Origin of the sequence: Sphingopyxis sp., from assembly GCF_035998965.1 — a bacterium.
Lineage (GTDB): Bacteria > Pseudomonadota > Alphaproteobacteria > Sphingomonadales > Sphingomonadaceae > Sphingopyxis.
This window is the reverse complement of record NZ_DASYHE010000041.1, coordinates 63,358-79,239: the sequence shown is the minus strand read 5'-3', so window position 1 is coordinate 79,239 and position 15,882 is coordinate 63,358. Positions and strand designations below refer to the sequence as shown.

General features: G+C 64.2%; 14 protein-coding genes. 12 read left to right on the top strand and 2 right to left on the bottom strand.

All coding sequences use genetic code 11. From position 1 onward, the window contains the following. Positions 1–60: 60 nt before the first annotated feature. Genes VGN68_RS07095 through VGN68_RS07080 form a run of 4 tightly spaced genes read left to right on the top strand, consistent with a single transcriptional unit; the run spans position 61 to position 5,639 of the window. Complete coding sequence (locus tag VGN68_RS07095) at positions 61–1,335, top strand: heavy-metal-associated domain-containing protein (RefSeq protein WP_327475186.1); 1,275 nt, start codon at positions 61–63, stop codon at positions 1,333–1,335. After that, positions 1,335–1,985, top strand: coding sequence for an HdaA/DnaA family protein (locus VGN68_RS07090; protein WP_327475184.1), 651 nt, complete (start codon positions 1,335–1,337; stop codon positions 1,983–1,985). The genes VGN68_RS07095 and VGN68_RS07090 overlap by 1 nt, the downstream gene beginning before the upstream one ends. Beyond that, positions 1,982–4,150: an RNA degradosome polyphosphate kinase gene (locus tag VGN68_RS07085; RefSeq protein ID WP_327475182.1), complete on the top strand. Its 2,169-nt coding sequence runs from the start codon at positions 1,982–1,984 to the stop codon at positions 4,148–4,150. Before VGN68_RS07090 ends, VGN68_RS07085 begins: the two co-directional genes overlap by 4 nt. Beyond that, on the top strand, positions 4,143–5,639 hold the full coding sequence (locus VGN68_RS07080) for a Ppx/GppA family phosphatase (protein ID WP_327475180.1): 1,497 nt from the start codon (positions 4,143–4,145) through the stop codon (positions 5,637–5,639). Before VGN68_RS07085 ends, VGN68_RS07080 begins: the two co-directional genes overlap by 8 nt. A 141-nt stretch (positions 5,640–5,780) precedes the next feature. On the opposite strand, the gene rnd is transcribed toward VGN68_RS07080, so the two are convergent. Further along, positions 5,781–6,968 (bottom strand): ribonuclease D, encoded by a 1,188-nt coding sequence (gene rnd, locus VGN68_RS07075; protein WP_327475178.1) that lies wholly within the window; start codon positions 6,966–6,968, stop codon positions 5,781–5,783. A gap of 107 nt (positions 6,969–7,075) precedes the next feature. On the opposite strand from rnd, the gene VGN68_RS07070 reads away from it, so the two are divergent. From VGN68_RS07070 to VGN68_RS07035, 8 genes are all read left to right on the top strand, one after another. Next, entirely contained in the window at positions 7,076–7,405 is a 330-nt protein-coding gene (locus VGN68_RS07070; protein WP_327475176.1) for a hypothetical protein, read from the top strand. After that, on the top strand, positions 7,405–8,916 hold the full coding sequence (locus VGN68_RS07065) for an FAD-binding protein (protein WP_327475174.1): 1,512 nt from the start codon (positions 7,405–7,407) through the stop codon (positions 8,914–8,916). The genes VGN68_RS07070 and VGN68_RS07065 overlap by 1 nt, the downstream gene beginning before the upstream one ends. 99 nt (positions 8,917–9,015) lie before the next feature. Next, the gene (gene aspS / locus VGN68_RS07060; RefSeq protein ID WP_327475172.1) at positions 9,016–10,797 is read left to right on the top strand and encodes an aspartate--tRNA ligase; all 1,782 of its coding nucleotides are present in this window, start codon (positions 9,016–9,018) and stop codon (positions 10,795–10,797) included. A gap of 2 nt (positions 10,798–10,799) precedes the next feature. Continuing rightward, positions 10,800–11,675, top strand: coding sequence for an alpha/beta hydrolase (locus VGN68_RS07055; protein ID WP_327475170.1), 876 nt, complete (start codon positions 10,800–10,802; stop codon positions 11,673–11,675). A gap of 76 nt (positions 11,676–11,751) precedes the next feature. Continuing rightward, positions 11,752–12,696: a hypothetical protein gene (locus VGN68_RS07050; protein WP_327475168.1), complete on the top strand. Its 945-nt coding sequence runs from the start codon at positions 11,752–11,754 to the stop codon at positions 12,694–12,696. Positions 12,697–12,769: 73 nt separating this feature from the next. Next, the gene (locus VGN68_RS07045; RefSeq protein WP_327475166.1) at positions 12,770–13,555 is read left to right on the top strand and encodes a polyphosphate kinase; all 786 of its coding nucleotides are present in this window, start codon (positions 12,770–12,772) and stop codon (positions 13,553–13,555) included. A gap of 53 nt (positions 13,556–13,608) precedes the next feature. Next, positions 13,609–14,145 carry a J domain-containing protein gene (locus tag VGN68_RS07040; protein ID WP_293703296.1) on the top strand — a complete coding sequence of 179 codons (537 nt, stop codon included), beginning with the start codon at positions 13,609–13,611 and terminating at the stop codon, positions 14,143–14,145. A gap of 76 nt (positions 14,146–14,221) precedes the next feature. Further along, the gene (locus VGN68_RS07035) at positions 14,222–15,118 is read left to right on the top strand and encodes a hypothetical protein (protein ID WP_327475164.1); all 897 of its coding nucleotides are present in this window, start codon (positions 14,222–14,224) and stop codon (positions 15,116–15,118) included. Positions 15,119–15,133: 15 nt separating this feature from the next. Here the strand turns inward: VGN68_RS07035 and mtgA are convergent, their stop codons facing one another. After that, positions 15,134–15,847: a monofunctional biosynthetic peptidoglycan transglycosylase gene (gene mtgA, locus VGN68_RS07030; protein ID WP_327475162.1), complete on the bottom strand. Its 714-nt coding sequence runs from the start codon at positions 15,845–15,847 to the stop codon at positions 15,134–15,136. Between the last annotated feature and the right edge of the window lie 35 nt (positions 15,848–15,882).

Below are 15,882 nucleotides of genomic sequence, written 5' to 3'. Positions count from 1 at the left end.
CACGAAATGCCACGATTTCCTTGTCCGGCATCGAGCTTTTGGGCAGAGCATAGAGAAGATATGATTTCGGCTGCCTTTCCCCGCATCGCCCCGAGCTTTTCCCTGCGCTCCTTGGCGTCTCGCGACCGGCGCTGGCTCGTGCTGTTCGGCTTATTCTTTGCGATCCTCCTCGTCGGCGTCGTTGATGGCCAGATAACCCGCGGCAATCGCGGCATCACCCCGATTAACAGCAGCGGCGATTTTCTCGCCAGCGGCATTATGGTCGATGTCACCGGCGACAATGCCGACGACGCACGAACCAAAGGCTGGCGCGAGGCGCAGCGCAAAGGCTGGACCCAGCTCTATCGCAAGCTCAACGGCAGCGACGGCCCCGCGCTCGGCGATTCGGTGCTCGACGGCATCGTCACAGCGATCGTCGTCGAACAGGAACAGATCGGCCCGCGCCGCTATGTCGCGCGCCTCGGTGTTCAGTTCGACCGCGTTCGTGCCGGACAGATTTTGGGGGTCAGCGGCCGGACGCTGCGCTCACCGCCGCTGCTCGTCATCCCCGTCTATTCGATCGACGGTATTCCGCAGGTGTTCGAACAGCGCAGCGCGTGGCAGCGCGCCTGGGCCGAATATAACACCGGGCAAAGCGCGATCGACTATGTCCGTACCGCGGGTACTGGCGCGGACACCTTGCTGCTCAATGCGGGCCAGACCGGGCGCCGCAGCCGCGTGTGGTGGCGGGTCATTCTCGACCAATATGGCGCCGCCGACGTGCTGACGCCGATCGCGCGGGTCGAGTACAGCTATCCCGGCGGGCCGATCAGGGGTCATTTCACCGCGCGCTTCGGCCCCGACAACAAGCTGATCTCCAGCTTCACGATGACCGGCCCCAGCCCCGCGGCGCTGCCCGACATGATGGAAAAGGCGGTTGCGCGGATGGACCGTATCTATATCGACGCCTTGGCGGCGGGCGTGCTGAAAACCGATACATATCTTGTTCTGGAAAAGCCCGTCGAACGCGAAGACCTGCCCGAAGAGATCGCAGCCACCGACGAGGATGTGCTGCCCAGCGAAACCGACAGCAGCGTTCCGATCACGGCCTCCGCGGGCGTGCAGAGCTTCACCGTCCAGTACAGCTCGCCCGACGTCGAATCGGTCACTGCGACCGAACGCGCCGTTGGCGGCATCGCGGGCGTCCAGTCGGCATCGACCACCAGTCTCGCGCTCGGCGGCACATCGGTGATGCGCGTGACCTTCCGCGGCGACATCGCGGCGCTCAGCGCGGCGCTCGTGGCGCGGGGTTACAAGGTGCAGGAGGGCGGCAGCACGCTGCGGATCAGCCGCTGATGGCACGGACCACCAGCCAGATCGCACTGCCGCTCGACTGGAGCGCCGGAGGCAGCAACGACGCTCCATTGGTTATCGGGACCAGCAATGCTGATGCAATCCGCTATCTGCGCCATGTCGCGACCTGGCCGGTGCGGACCGCGATACTCACCGGGCCGCGCGGATCGGGGCGCAGCCTGATCGGACGGCTGTTTGCTGCCGAAACCGGCGGGCGGGTGATCGACGGGCATGACAGCGTCTCCGAAGAAGAGATTTTTCACGCCTGGAACGCCGCGCAATCGTCGAACATCCCGCTGCTGATCATCGCCGACGCGCCGCCGTCCGAATGGGGCATTGCATTGCCCGATCTGGCGTCGCGACTGCGCGCGGTGCCGGTCCTCACGATCGCCGAGCCCGACGACTGCCTGGCCCGCGACCTGATCGAGACGCTGTTCGCGCAGCGCGGTGTTGCGCTGGCGCCCGAAGTTGCCGCCTATATCGTGCCGCGGATGGAGCGCAGCTATGCGATGCTCCACCGCATCGTCGCGGCGCTCGACGCCGCCTCGCTCGAACAGGGGCGGCGCGTCGGCATCCGTCTTACGCGTGAAACATTACTGTCACAGGGGCTGATCGATCCCGATCTGCTTGAACGACAGGACCATGACGTATGACGCTCTCCGGACAGCCCCTTCGCGCCGATAACGAGGCGACGTCCAGGCTCCCGTCCCTCGGCCCCGAACGCTTTTTCAACCGGGAACTCAGCTGGCTGGCATTCAACCGACGGGTCATGGAGGAGGCGCGCAACACCGCGCATCCCTTGCTCGAACGCCTCCGCTTCCTGTCTATTTCGGGCAGCAACCTCGACGAATTTTTCATGGTCCGCGTCGCGGGCTTGAAGGGCCAGCAGTTGCAGGGGATCGACGATCCCTCCGCCGACGGCCGCTCGCCCAGCCAGCAGCTGGCCGAGATTGAGGCCGAGGTGAACCGGCTGGTCGATCAGCAACAGAGCGAGTGGCAGCGTCTCCACAAATTGCTCGCCGAACAGGGCATCGTCGTCCACGGCACCGGCTCAGATCGAGAGCCGCTGCGCGCGGCGCTGCGCCAGTATTTCATCGACCAGATTTTTCCGATCCTGACCCCGCAGGTTCTCGATCCGGCGCATCCCTTTCCCTTCATTCCCAATCGCGGACTGGGAATTATTTTCGACTTGCAGCGCAAGGCAACGGGCGAGACGGTGCGCGAACTGGTCCTGATCCCAGCGGCACTGCCGCGTTTTGTCGCGGTGCCGGGGCAGGCGCAGGCCTTTGTGCCGATCGAATATCTGATCGAGATTTTCGGCGATCTGCTGTTTCCTGGCTTCACCATCCGCTCGCTCGGCGTGTTTCGCATCATTCGCGACAGCGATATCGAACTTGAAGAAGAGGCGGAAGATCTGGTGCGCCTGTTTCGCACCGCGATCCGCCGCCGCCGCCGCGGCCGCGTCATCCTGCTCGAACTCGAAGCCGACATGCCCGGCGAGATTGCCGAAGTGCTCAATGCCGATATTCAGGGGCATGAGGCGATTGTTGCCAAGATCGGCGGCTTCGTCGGGCTCGCGGCGCTGTCGGCGCTGGTCGATGTCGATCGTCCCGACCTGAAATTCCCTGCTTATTCGGCGCGTTTCCCCGAACGCATTCGCGAACATGGCGGCGACTGTTTTGCGGCGATCCGCAGCAAGGACATATTGGTCCACCATCCTTACGAAAGTTTCGAGGTCGTCCTCGCCTTCCTGCGTCAGGCAGCGGCTGATCCCGATGTCGTCGCGATCAAGCAGACGCTCTACCGCGCCGGCGACCAGTCGCCCGTCATCCGCGCGCTGATCGAGGCGGCCGAGGCGGGCAAGTCGGTAACCGCGGTGGTCGAGCTGAAGGCGCGCTTCGACGAGGAGCAGAATCTGCTCTGGGCGAACCAGCTCGAACGCGCCGGGGTGCAGGTCGTTTATGGCTTTATCGAGTGGAAGACGCACGCCAAGATTTCGATGGTCGTACGCCGTGAAGGGCAGGGCTATCGCACCTATTGCCACTTCGGCACCGGCAATTACCACCCGGTCACCGCGCGCATCTATACCGATCTCAGCTTCTTCACTGCCGATCCGCGTGCCGGGCGCGATGCGGCGCAGCTGTTCAACTATATCACCGGCTATGTTGAGCCCGAACGGCTCGACATGATCACCATGTCGCCGCTCAACATGCGCGCGCATCTGTGCGACCTGATCGACGCCGAAATCGTTGCGGCCAAGGCGGGGCAGCCGTCGGGTGTGTGGGCGAAAATGAACAGCCTGGTCGATCCCGACATCATCGACAAATTATATGAGGCGAGCGTTGCGGGCGTGCCGGTCGAGCTGATCGTGCGGGGCATCTGCTGCCTGCGTCCCGACGTCTCCGGCCTGTCGGAAACGATCCGCGTCAAATCGGTGGTTGGGCGATTCCTGGAGCATAGCCGCGTATGGGCCTTCGCCAACGGCGCGTCGCTCCCGCATCAGCGCGCCAAGCTGTACATAAGCAGCGCCGACTGGATGCCGCGCAATTTCGATCGCCGCGTCGAATATATGATCCCGATCGAAAATCCGACTGTGCACGACCAGATTCTGGATCAAGTGCTGGTTGCGAACCTGATCGACAATGAACAAAGCTGGGTGCTGCAATCCGACGGCACTTATATCCGGACAAGTTCGGGCGATAAACCTTTTAACTTGCACCATTATTTCATGAACAACCCGTCGTTGTCGGGTCGCGGGACGGCGCTCCACAAGCGCCAGGATGTCCCGACCCTCGCCTTCGACATGCGCGATGATTGACGCCTTGGGCTTGCTGCGAACTTCAAAACAGGCGGTCCATCGCTCTGCCGTCATCGACATCGGATCGAACTCGGTCCGCCTCGTCGTTTATGAAGGACCGGCGCGCGCGCCCGCGGTGATCTTCAATGAAAAGGTCGCAGCCGGATTGGGCCGCGGGCTTGCAATTGATGGCCGGATCGCCAGCGAGGACGCGATGCGCGGGCTGATGGCGCTGCGCCGCTACGCGCTGCTAGCCAAACATATGGAGGTCAAAAACCTGCAATGCGTCGCTACCGCGGCGGTGCGCGACGCGGAAAACGGCCCCGAGTTTATCGCCGCCGCAGCGGAAGCTGGTTTGAAAATCCGCCTTTTGTCAGGCGAAGAAGAGGCGGAAGCTGCCGGGTACGGTGTGCTGTCGGCGATCCCCGATGCCCATGGCATTGCGGTCGACCTCGGCGGCGGCAGCCTGGAACTGGCGGAGGTGGCAAACGGTCAGGTCGGACGCCGCGCGTCCTTCCCTCTCGGCGTGCTACGCCTGCCGGCGCTGCGCCAGGAAGGACAGCAGGCATTCGAGCGCGCGGTGCGCAAGATGCTGCGTACAGCGGGCTGGCCCGACGGGATGACAGGGCTGCCGCTCTATCTGGTCGGCGGATCGTGGCGTGCGCTGTCCCGCCTTGATCTGGAACTGACGCAGGATCCGCTCGCGGTGCTTGATCAGCACAGCCTGCCGCGCGCGGCGCTGCGGCGGCTCGTCCGCGCCACCAACCGGCTGACTTTCGAAGAATTGCGCGCGATCCCCGGCATGGCGTCGAACCGCGCCGCTGCCTTGCCCGATGCGGCGGCATTGCTCGCGGCGCTCGTTAACATCCTCAATGTTCCCGAAATGACCGTGTCGTCGTCGGGGCTGCGCGAAGGCCTGCTTTATCAGGCGCTCGATGCGGAAACACGCGCGCAGGATCCGCTGATCGTTGCTGCCGAATTCGAGGGTCGCCGCCTCGCGCGCTTCGCGCCGCACGGCCGCGCGATCACCGAATGGATCGCGCCATTGTTTACGGGTGAGGCGCCTGCGGACAGCCGCGTCCGGCTCGCCGCCAGCCTGCTCAGCGACGTCGCCTGGTCGGCCAATCCTGATTTTCGCGCTGAACGCGGCACCGAGATCGGATTGCACGGCAACTGGCGCGGTATCGATATTCCAGGCCGCATCCTGCTCGCGCGCGCGCTGCACGCGGGCTTTGGCGGCGCCGACAGCGATTTCCCGGACATGGGGCCGCTGGTCAGCGCGGAGCGGCTGGCGCGGGCGCGCCAATGGGGGCTGGCAATCCGGCTGGCGCAGCGGCTAACCGGCGGGGTCGAGGCGCCGCTGAAGGCCAGCCATATCGCGCTGATTGACGGCAAGCTGCGGCTCAGTCTGGATCATGGGTGGCATCATCTGGCGGGCGAATCGGTTGAGCGCCGCCTGCGCTCGCTGGCGCAGGCGCTGGAGACGAAGCCTGAGTTGGTGATGCTTTAGATCGTGGCGCGTAATATCTGAACCGTTCGCCCTGAGCCTGTCGAAGGGCCGTTCTTTTCTTCGACGTAGCCAAGAAAGAGCGATGCTTCGACAAGCTCAGCACAAACGGATTGGGGTAGCGAAACGATCTTCTAAAAACGCCTAATCCGCGCTGGCCGTCGCCGCGTCGATCTCGCTCATCACCAGCTTGCCGTGTTTGACGGCAAAGCCCATCCGGCCTTCGACCAGATTGAGCGCGGCAAAGCCGAACACATCGTAGCGCCAGCCCTGCAACATCGCGATGCCCTCACGCCCACCGGCCGCCAGCGCCTCCAGTTCATCGCTGCGTGCGATCAGGCGCGATGCGACGTTGAGTTCGCGGGCGCGAATTTTCAGTAGGAGCTTCAACAGGTCGGCGACCAGCGCGCCTTCTTTGCCCAGCCCGGGGCCGCGCGGGGCGCGGTCGGGCATGTCGTCTTTGTCCAGCGGTTTGGCATTGGCAATCGCGTCCATCAACCGCCCGCCGATGTCGTTGCTGCGCCAGGTCGCCGACAGACCGCGGACGCGGCCCAGGCCATCCTGATCCTTGGGCGGATGCGCGGCGAGGTCGGCAAGTGTCTCGTCCTTCACAATGCGCCCGCGCGGCAGGTTTTTTGACCGCGCCTCGCGCTCGCGCCACGCTGCCAGCGCCTTCAAGCGGCCCAGCACGTCGGGTTTGCGCGACGGGATCTTGATCCGGTGCCAGGCGTTTTCGGGATCGAGGTTGTAATTCGACGGATCGGCCAGCTTTTCCATTTCCTCGTCCAGCCAATGACCGCGCCCGGTCTTCACCAGCTTGTCGAGCATCATCGGGAAAATCTTGGCCAAATGGGTCACGTCGCCGACCGCATAGTCGATCTGGCGCTTGTCGAGCGGGCGGCGGCTCCAGTCGGTGAAGCGGGCACCCTTGTCGAGTTGCAGCCCGATCCACGCCTCGACCAGGTTCGAATAGCCCACCTGTTCAGCCTGACCGATCGCCATCTGGCCGATCTGGGTGTCGAATATCGGATGCGGGGTCTTGCCGGTCAGGTTGAAGATGATTTCGACATCCTGCCCGCCCGCGTGAAAGACTTTCAGCATATCCTCATTATCAACGAGCAGGTCGAGTAGCGGCTTCAGGTCCATGCCCGGCGCCAGCGGATCGATCGCCGCGGCATGTTCGCGGTCGGCCACCTGGATCAGGCACAGTTCTGGCCAGAAGGTGTTTTCGCGCATGAATTCGGTATCGACGGCGATGAAATCGCTGTTCCGAATTAGGTCGCAGAAAGCGGCGAGCGCGGCGTTGGTTTCTATCAACGGATGGACTTGCATAGCGCGCCTATACAGCTAGTTGAAAGGAACGGGCAGGAAAAATTGCCCGCGCTCTTCGGGTCGCGGAACCGGAATACCGGTCAGGGGAAAACGAAGGGGTTTGGGGCATGATGTGGATCGGTTGGGCGCTCGCAGCGCTCGGTTTTGCGCTGCTCGTCGGGCAATATGCGGCGGGGCAAGCGGACATTTTCGTCTCGATCGCCAATCCGCGGCCGCTCGACGAAGAATCGATGGTCGTGGCGCTGAAAGGTTGGGGCTTTGCAGCGCAAGCGGCGCAGCCGTTTGTCACGCCCGAATCCGACCACGGCCTGTGCGATGTCCGCGTCTTCGCGACTCGCCGCCAGATGCTGATCGCGATCGCCACCTTCGGCTTTCTGCGCCCGGTCACCGTAGCGTGGCGCGCCCACGCGGGTATCCTGCCGCTGGGAGACGCCTGATGCCGCTGGTACGAATCGGCGAAGAAGGACGGTGGACCAATTACCACGGCACCGGCACGTGCGAAGCGGCGACGCGCTTTGCGCTGCGCAGCGGCGATGCGCCGCGCGGGCGCGACGAGATCGCGATTGCCGCGAAGTCGGTGCGGGACTGGCTGGTCGAAGCCGCTGCGGCAAAGCGACGCGTCCGTCCGCTCGGCGCGGGCTGGTCGCCGTCGAACGTCAATATCGCTTCGCAATGCTGGCTGCTCCACACCCGGCGTTACAACCGATGTTTCCGTATCGATGCCGCCGATGTGCGTCCCGGCATTGACGCCAGCGGGCTGATGCTGGTCGAGGCAGGGGCGCTGGTCGATGAAGTGTCGGACAAGTTGGAGGCGCAAGGGCGCTCGCTGTGGACCAGCGGCGCGGGAAATGGCCAGACCTTTGCTGGGGCCGCGGCGACGGGCACCCACGGCTCGATGATAGCCAGCGGCGGTATTCAGGATCATATTCGCGCGGTGCAGATCGTGACGCCCGCCGGTGTCCACTGGATCGAGCCCGCTTCCGGGCTGATGAGCGATGCCTTTGTTGCCGCCACGGGCTCCGTCTTGCTCCGCGACGACGAGGTGTTTGCCGCGGCGCAGTTGCCGGTCGGCGCGCTTGGTGTCGTTACGGCGCTGGTTGTCGACAGCGTACCGAAATTCCTGGTCCGTCCGATCCAGAATCTGCGCAAGGTCGATCGCGCCGCACTCGACTGGCTGGCAGCGGGGGACTTTCGCCGCTTTTCGGCGGCCTATGCGCTCGATCAGGAGCCCGATTTTGTCCAGATGATCGTCAATCCCTATAAACCATTCAAGCGTCCCGCGATGCTGCGCTTCCTCTATCGCAAGCCATGGCGCGATGAATATCCGCGCGCCACGCCGGGGCAGCTGGGCGCGGGCTATGACGCGCTCAGCCTGCTCGGACGGTTGCTCGACGATTATCCGTGGGCGCGCGGCGCGCTGCTGCAATTTGCGATGAAACAGGGCTATGCCAGCGGCCCCGATGTCGATGCGCCGCCGGTGTACGGCAGCTGGGGGGAGGGGCTCGACACGCACCGCCCGCTGGCCGATCTGTTCAATGCGTCGGTGACGATCGACCGCGCTGATCTGGCGCGCGCGTTCGAGCTGATCTGCGCCGTTTATGCGCGCCACGGCGGGTCGACCGTCGTCACCGTGCGCTTCATGGCGCGCGCCGAAGGGCTGCTGGCGCCCGCGCGTTTCCCGCACAATGCGGTGATCGATTTCGATGGTCCTCGCAGTGCGCGCACCGCCGACGCTTATGCGCGCGTCGTCGAGCGGCTCGATGCCGAGGGGATCGCCTTCACGCGCCACTGGGCCAAAAGCTGCCGCCTCGACGCGGCGCGTGTCGCTGCCGATTATGGTGAGGATTTCCGCCGCTGGCGCGCGGCGCGCGACCGGCTGCTGCCCGATCCGGCGCACCGGGCGCTGTTCGGCAGCGCGGTGCTCGACGGGTTGGGACTGACGTGTTGATTTGGCCTTCATCCTTGACAAATGGACCGCCGCGCTGCCTTAGGCGCGGCCATATCGGCGCATGTTTTCCTGCGCTCCCAGACATTGAAAGACAATCAAATGCACGCCTATCGCACCCATAATTGCGGCCAGCTTCGCGCCGAACAGGTCGGCCAGTCGGTCCGCGTCTCGGGCTGGGTGCATCGCAAGCGCGATCATGGCGGGCTGCTGTTTGTCGATTTGCGCGACCATTATGGCCTGACGCAAATCGTCGCCGACAGCAGCGATCCGGCGTTCGCGATCCTTGACGGCCTGCGCGCCGAAAGCGTGGTGACGATCACCGGGGATGTCGTCGCCCGCTCGACCGAAACGGTCAACGCCAACCTGCCGACGGGCGAAATCGAAGTGCGCGCGCGCGACGTCACCGTTCAGTCGGCGGCAATCGAACTCCCGATGCCGGTCGCCGGCGAGCAGGATTATCCCGAGGATATTCGCCTGAAATACCGCTTCCTCGACCTGCGCCGCGAGCGCCTCCACGCCAACATCATGCTGCGCTCGAACGTGATCGCGTCCTTGCGCCGCCGTATGGTCGCTCAGGGTTTCACCGAATATCAGACCCCGATCCTGACCGCTTCGTCGCCCGAGGGCGCGCGCGATTATCTGGTGCCGAGCCGTGTCCACCCCGGCAAATTCTATGCGCTGCCGCAGGCGCCGCAGATGTTCAAGCAGTTGCTGATGGTCGCGGGCTTCGATCGCTATTTCCAGATCGCGCCCTGTTTCCGTGATGAAGATGCGCGCGCCGACCGCTCGCCTGGTGAATTCTACCAGCTCGACTTCGAAATGAGCTTCGTCACCCAGGACGACGTCTTCAACGCGATCGAGCCCGTCCTCGCTGGCGTGTTCGAGGAATTTGCCAACGGCAAGTCGGTGACCCCGGCGGGCTCGTTCCCGCGCATTCCGTATCGCGAGTCGATGCTGAAGTACGGCAATGACAAGCCGGATCTGCGGAACCCGCTGATCATCACCGACGTCTCTTCGCACTTCATCGGTTCGGGCTTCGGCCGCTTCGCCGACATCGTCGCGGCGGGCGACGTCGTGCGGGCGATCCCGGCCCCGAACACAGCCGAGAAGAGCCGCAAGTTCTTTGATGACATGAACAGCTGGGCGCAGGGCGAGGGCTTCGCCGGACTCGGCTATGCGACGCGCAAGGGCGGCGAATGGGGCGGCCCGATCGCCAAGAACCATGGTCCGGAAAAGATGGACGCGCTCGCCGCCGAGCTCGGCATCGGTCCCGACGACGGGCTGTTCTTTGCCGCGGGCAAGGAAGCAACCGCGGCGAAACTCGCGGGCTTTGCGCGCACCCGCGTCGCCGAGCAGCTCGACCTGATCGACCCGAACAAGTTCGAAATGTGCTGGATCGTCGATTTCCCGATGTTCGAGGCCGACGAAGACACCGGCAAGATCGATTTCAGCCATAACCCCTTCTCGATGCCGCAGGGGGAGCTCGAGGCGCTCGAAACCAAAGATCCCCTCGACATCCTCGCGTGGCAATATGACATCGTCTGCAATGGGGTCGAACTGTCGTCGGGGGCGATCCGCAACCATCGCCCCGACATCATGTACAAGGCGTTCGAAATCGCGGGTTACAGTCAAGCCGATGTCGATGCGAACTTCAGCGGGATGATCAACGCCTTCAAATATGGCGCGCCGCCGCATGGCGGTTCGGCTCCCGGTGTCGACCGCATCGTGATGCTGCTCGCGGACGAACCGAACATCCGCGAAGTGGTGGTCTTTCCGATGAACCAGAAGGCCGAGGATCTGATGATGAACGCCCCGGCGCCGGTCAGCGACAAGCAGCTCAAGGAACTCGGCATCCGCATCGTGGACGGCCCGAAAGGCTGAGCGTGAACGAAGCGCCGCGCGAGCACCGGCTGGAAACGCCGCACGGCGAAATCTGCTGGTTCGAATGGGGTGAGCCGTCGGAGCGCCCGTCGCTGCTGTTGCTGCACGCGACGGGGTTTCACGCGCGGTTATGGGATCAGGTCGTCGCGGCGCTGCCTTCCGGCACGCACGTTATCGCCCCCGATCAACTTGGCCATGGCCGCAGCGCCAAGCCCGCCTCGCTGTCCGACTGGGCGATCACCGCTGACGCGCTGCTGCCGCTGGTCGACCGCTTCGCAGACAAGCCGCTCGTCGGGTGCGGGCACAGCATGGGCGGTTACGTCCTGACCCGGCTCGCCGCCGAGCGGCCCAATGGCTTTGCGCACATCTTCCTGATCGATCCGGTCATCATGCCGCCTGAGTTTTACATCGGTGCGGACGATGCACCCGTCCCCGATCCGGGCGAACATCCCGTGGCGCGGCGGCGTAGCCGTTGGGACGGCTGGGCAGCGATGAATGCGCATTTTGCTTCGCGCCCGCCCTATGCGCATTGGCAACCCCAGGTGCTTGCGGACTATTGTCGTTTCGGTCTGCTCGGCGCCGCGGATGGCGCAGGCTGGGAGCTTGCCTGTCCGCCCGCCCTCGAAGCATCGGTGTATCAAAATGCGCTGCGCACCAATCCGCACGCGTGGTTCGCTCGCATCACCGCGCTGGTCAGCGTGATCCGCGCGAAATCGGGCGAACGCGCGGGCAATCTCGATTTCTCGGTCAGCCCGACCTGGCCCGGCCTTGGCGCTGCGCTGGGCGCCGTGCGCGACGAGCAATGGGCTGACCAGAGCCATTTCATCCCGATGGAAGCGCCGCGGCGGCTTGCCGACCTGATCGCCACGGAATTTTGACCCTGGTGCTTTCCGCGGCTTTGACAGCTGTCGGCGGCTGCGATAGCCGGGCGAGAGGTGGACGATGGGGGCCATGATGATCGACGGACGATGGGTTATTGGCGCCGCTCTTTTGGCGCTCGCGGCCCCCGCGACCGCGGAAACCCTGCCGATCCAAGCCGCCGATCCCGCAGCTGTCGATGTCACCGACCTGCTCCGAATTTCGGTCGAGCGGTTCGAGGGGGAGGATGGCACGGCGTTTGCGCAAGCGCTCGAAGCCGAACTGGCCGATGCGAGCTTTCGCGGCGGTCCTTTTTACCGGGTCGTTGCGCATGAGTCGGGGGCACCGACTGATGCGCTGGTCACCGGCACGGTGCGCAGCAGCGTCGACGAAGTGCCGGTGATCGAAAAGCGAAAACGCTGCACCGAATATGACGCCACCGACAAAAAGAAATGCATGAAGGAAATCGACGTCGACATGCGCTGCCGCCGCCGCAGCGCGTCCGTGGCAACGACCGTGCGGCTGGTTGTGATGGAGGACGGTTCGATTCGCTATACCCGGCCGCTGAATGCCCGCGATCAGCTTACCTATTGCCCTGACCGCAGCGCACCGCAATCGGTGGAGGATTATTTCCTCTCCACGATCCGTAGCCAAGCGCGCGCGGTTCGCCGTGACCTTGCCCCGCGCGATTATGCGATTGACGTCCGGGTCGATGAAAGCACCAAAGGGCTGACGAAACCCGCGCAGGCCGCATTCAAGACCGCGGTTCGGCTGACCAAGACCGATCCGAATGGCGCTTGCCGCGCGTGGGAGGCGCTCGCCCGCGATGTCGAACCGACCGCGGCGCTGGCATTCAATCTTGGCCTTTGCGATGAAATGGAGGGAGATCTCGACGCGGCCGCGGGATGGTATGGTGCAGCGCAGCGCCTCGGTTCGCGCGGCAGCGCGGTTCGCGAGGCGCTCGCCCGTGTCGACAGCAATCGAAGCGCACTGGGCGCCTGGATCGCCCGCAAGGCTATCATGGGGGACGATGAACGATGATCGCGGCTGGTGTCCCAGAAACTGACAACCTCGGCGCTTGGTAGGACGGCGCAGATTGCGCTAGAGAATGCGCATGACCATTTCCCTCTCCGATTACGAAGCCGGCGCCAAATATGACGGCGACTATGACGATGCCATGGAAGCGCTGCAGGAGCGGCTCGAACGTGTGCAGGCGGCGCACATCACCCATGGCCAGCGCAGCGTCATCATGTTCGAGGGCTGGGACGCGGCGGGCAAGGGCGGGATCATCAAACGGATGACGGCGCTGCTCGACCCGCGCTATTTCGATGTCTGGCCGATCAGCGCCCCGACCGACGAGGAAAAGGCGCGTCATTTCCTTTGGCGCTTCTGGAAGCGGCTGCCCGGCAACCGCGAAATCGCGATCTTTGACCGCAGCTGGTACGGCCGCGTCCTGGTCGAACGCGTCGAGGGTTTTGCGACCGAGGCCGAGTGGCGCAAGGGCTTTGACGAGATCAACGAGTTCGAGGCGCAACTGACCGGCAACCGCACCAATCTGGTCAAAATCTTTGTCCATCTGACGCAGGACGAACAGGACAAGCGCTTCGCCGACCGCCTCGACGATCCGTGGAAGCGTTGGAAGACCGGCACCGAAGATTATCGCAACCGCGCCAAGCGCAAGGATTATCTGGCCGCGATGGACGAAATGTTCGCGCAGACGAACACCCGCTGGGCGCCGTGGAAGGTGATCGACGGCAACAACAAGAAAGCGGCGCGCATCGCGGCGCTGACCCATATTGCGGAGGCGCTGGAGGCGATCGTGCCGATGACACCCCCCGATCTGGACCCTGCCGTGGTCAAGCTGGCGGGCAAGGCGTTCGGCTACAAGCCCAAAGCCTAGGTTTTCGCGGGCGGCGGGTAGCCATTGCGGCCCCCGCTCGCTACATGGGGGTAATGAGCCGCGTAAAAAGATCCGATGATTGGGGTTTTCCCCGCTGGCGCCCCTATGGCTCAGGCAACGAGGCGCAAAAGGTTCGCCTGTGCGATCGACATGGCTGCGCCAACCCCGGCAACTGCCCCGCACCAAAGTCGCCGAACAGCCCCGAACGCTGGTATTTCTGCGAAACCCACGCTGCCGAATACAACCGCGGCTGGGACTATTTCGAAGGGCTGAGCGCCGAAGACGCGGCCGCGCGCGCCGCCGACGAAACGCGTGACGCGGGCGCTTATGCGAAGGCGCAGCATTACGCTTGGGGCGGGTCGGGAGACGGCAGCCGCAGCGCCGATGAAATGCGCGCGCTGGAAATCCTCGATCTGGAGCCCGACGCCGATTTCGAGGCGACGAAAAAGGCTTGGCGCGCGCTCGCGAAAGAAACGCATCCCGACGTCAAGCCCGGCGATGCCGCAGCCGCCAAGCGCTTTGCCGCGGGACAGGCAGCATTTGAGGTGCTCAAACAAGCCGAAGATCGGAAGAGCTGGAAACCGGCATAGCCGATCTCTTTCCTGTCGAAGCAACCAGAGTCGTGGCGGGACGTTCCCTGTTCAAGTTTGACAGGGAGATTGTCGCGTGACCACGGTTAAGACCTTTACCGCCTTCGCTGCCGGCGCTTTGATCCTGGCCCCCGGCGCAGCGATGGCGCAGGCCGGTTCCGCCGAGCAATCGACGACCCAGCAAGACCGGGTCGGCGCCATCCTGGGCACCTTGTTCGGCGACCGGCTGGGGACGTCGACCTCGATCGAGGGGCAATGGGCGGTCGGCCGCAAGCCATTGGCGACGCAGCGTACCCAGTTTCATACGCGTATCGATGCCGACGTCCGATCGGCCCGATTGACCGAGCGTAACGGCGCCCGCGTTAAGGCCGAATATGACGAGCTGGTGGCGCTTGAGGCGCGCTATGGCGCCGACGGTCGCTTCACCACGCAAGAGCGTACCGAGCTGAGCGACCGTTATGGCGCGTTGACGCAGGCGCTGACCGATGGCGGCTATGCCGACGATGATGATGATGTTTCGAACGCGCTCTCGGTGGCCGAAGGGCGGGCCGACTTCGAACGGCGGGTTGATGCAGGCGTCGCTGCGCGCCGCCTGAGCCGCACGCAGGCGACCCAGCTTAAGCGCGACTATGCCGCTTTGATCCAGACCGAAGCCGCATATGCCCGCGATCGGATCAGCGACCGCGAGCGCCAGGATCTTGATGCGCGCCTCGACGCGCTCGACGCGCGCGTCGGCGACACCGCATACGATGGCCCTGCGGTGCTCGACAACCGCACCCGTTTGGCCAACATCGATCGCGCGCTACGGACCAGCGGCCTCACGGCTGCCGCGCAGGCGCAGGTTCGGGTCGAGGCTGGCGATTTGATGCGGCTTGATGCCGCTTACGCCCGCGCCACCCCGACCAGCGACGATCGCAGCTATCTAGAGCGCCGGATCGTCGATCTCGAAACGCGGGCACGCGTGCGGCGCTAGTCCGGCCAACATTCGCTATTGGTAGATACAGCTGTCCAGCCCATCGCGCCGTATTTGGCCGATGCGGCGCTGGATGCTGTTCCCGTAGCGGCGCGTAAAGCCTGACGGGCTGACCGCCTCGCGTTTCTTGGGCAGTGGCAGGATCGCGGCGATGCGCGCCGCCTCCGCCGGGGTCAGTTTGTCCGCGCCATGCTTGAAATAGCGCTGCGCTCCCGCCTCGACGCCATAGGTGCCGATGCCGGTCTCGGCGACGTTGAGATACACTTCCATGATCCGCCGCTTGCCCCAGATCGTCTCGATCAAGAAGGTGAACCAAACTTCGGGTACCTTGCGGACGTAGCGCGTCCAGCCGCTGCCTTGCCATAGGAACACATTTTTGGCGGTCTGCTGGCTGACGGTCGATCCGCCGCGCATTCGTTTGCCCTTGGCGTTGCGCTCGATCGCCTGTTCGATCGCTTCGGTATCGAAGCCGTTGTGGGTGCAGAATTTGCCGTCCTCCGCCGCGATCACCGCACGCACCATGTTGCGATCAATGGCGGACAGGCTGGTCCAATCCTTGGTGATCCCGTTGCTGTCGGCCAGCATTGTGAACGTCACCGGCGGCGGGACGACGGCATAGATCAGCACCCACAGCACCGATATCAGGGCAAACCATAGCAACCATTTGAACGGCCGCAGATACCAGGGTATCTTGCGGCGCTTCACGCGTTTTTTGGCAGCGGTCGTCATGCCGTTTTATTAGCCGCTTGCCGTTCATGGGCAAG

Bases quoted from the DNA above. Each gene is read 5' to 3' on its own strand.
- VGN68_RS07050 (WP_327475168.1), top strand. From the start codon at position 11,752: ATGATCGACGGACGATGGGTTATTGGCGCCGCTCTTTTGGCGCTCGCG.
- VGN68_RS07095 (WP_327475186.1), top strand. From the start codon at position 61: ATGATTTCGGCTGCCTTTCCCCGCATCGCCCCGAGCTTTTCCCTGCGC.
- rnd (WP_327475178.1), bottom strand. From the start codon at position 6,968: ATGCAAGTCCATCCGTTGATAGAAACCAACGCCGCGCTCGCCGCTTTC.
- VGN68_RS07045 (WP_327475166.1), top strand. From the start codon at position 12,770: ATGACCATTTCCCTCTCCGATTACGAAGCCGGCGCCAAATATGACGGC.
- VGN68_RS07080 (WP_327475180.1), top strand. From the start codon at position 4,143: ATGATTGACGCCTTGGGCTTGCTGCGAACTTCAAAACAGGCGGTCCAT.
- mtgA (WP_327475162.1), bottom strand. From the start codon at position 15,847: ATGACGACCGCTGCCAAAAAACGCGTGAAGCGCCGCAAGATACCCTGG.
- VGN68_RS07070 (WP_327475176.1), top strand. From the start codon at position 7,076: ATGATGTGGATCGGTTGGGCGCTCGCAGCGCTCGGTTTTGCGCTGCTC.
- aspS (WP_327475172.1), top strand. From the start codon at position 9,016: ATGCACGCCTATCGCACCCATAATTGCGGCCAGCTTCGCGCCGAACAG.
- VGN68_RS07085 (WP_327475182.1), top strand. From the start codon at position 1,982: ATGACGCTCTCCGGACAGCCCCTTCGCGCCGATAACGAGGCGACGTCC.
- VGN68_RS07040 (WP_293703296.1), top strand. From the start codon at position 13,609: ATGAGCCGCGTAAAAAGATCCGATGATTGGGGTTTTCCCCGCTGGCGC.
- VGN68_RS07090 (WP_327475184.1), top strand. From the start codon at position 1,335: ATGGCACGGACCACCAGCCAGATCGCACTGCCGCTCGACTGGAGCGCC.
- VGN68_RS07065 (WP_327475174.1), top strand. From the start codon at position 7,405: ATGCCGCTGGTACGAATCGGCGAAGAAGGACGGTGGACCAATTACCAC.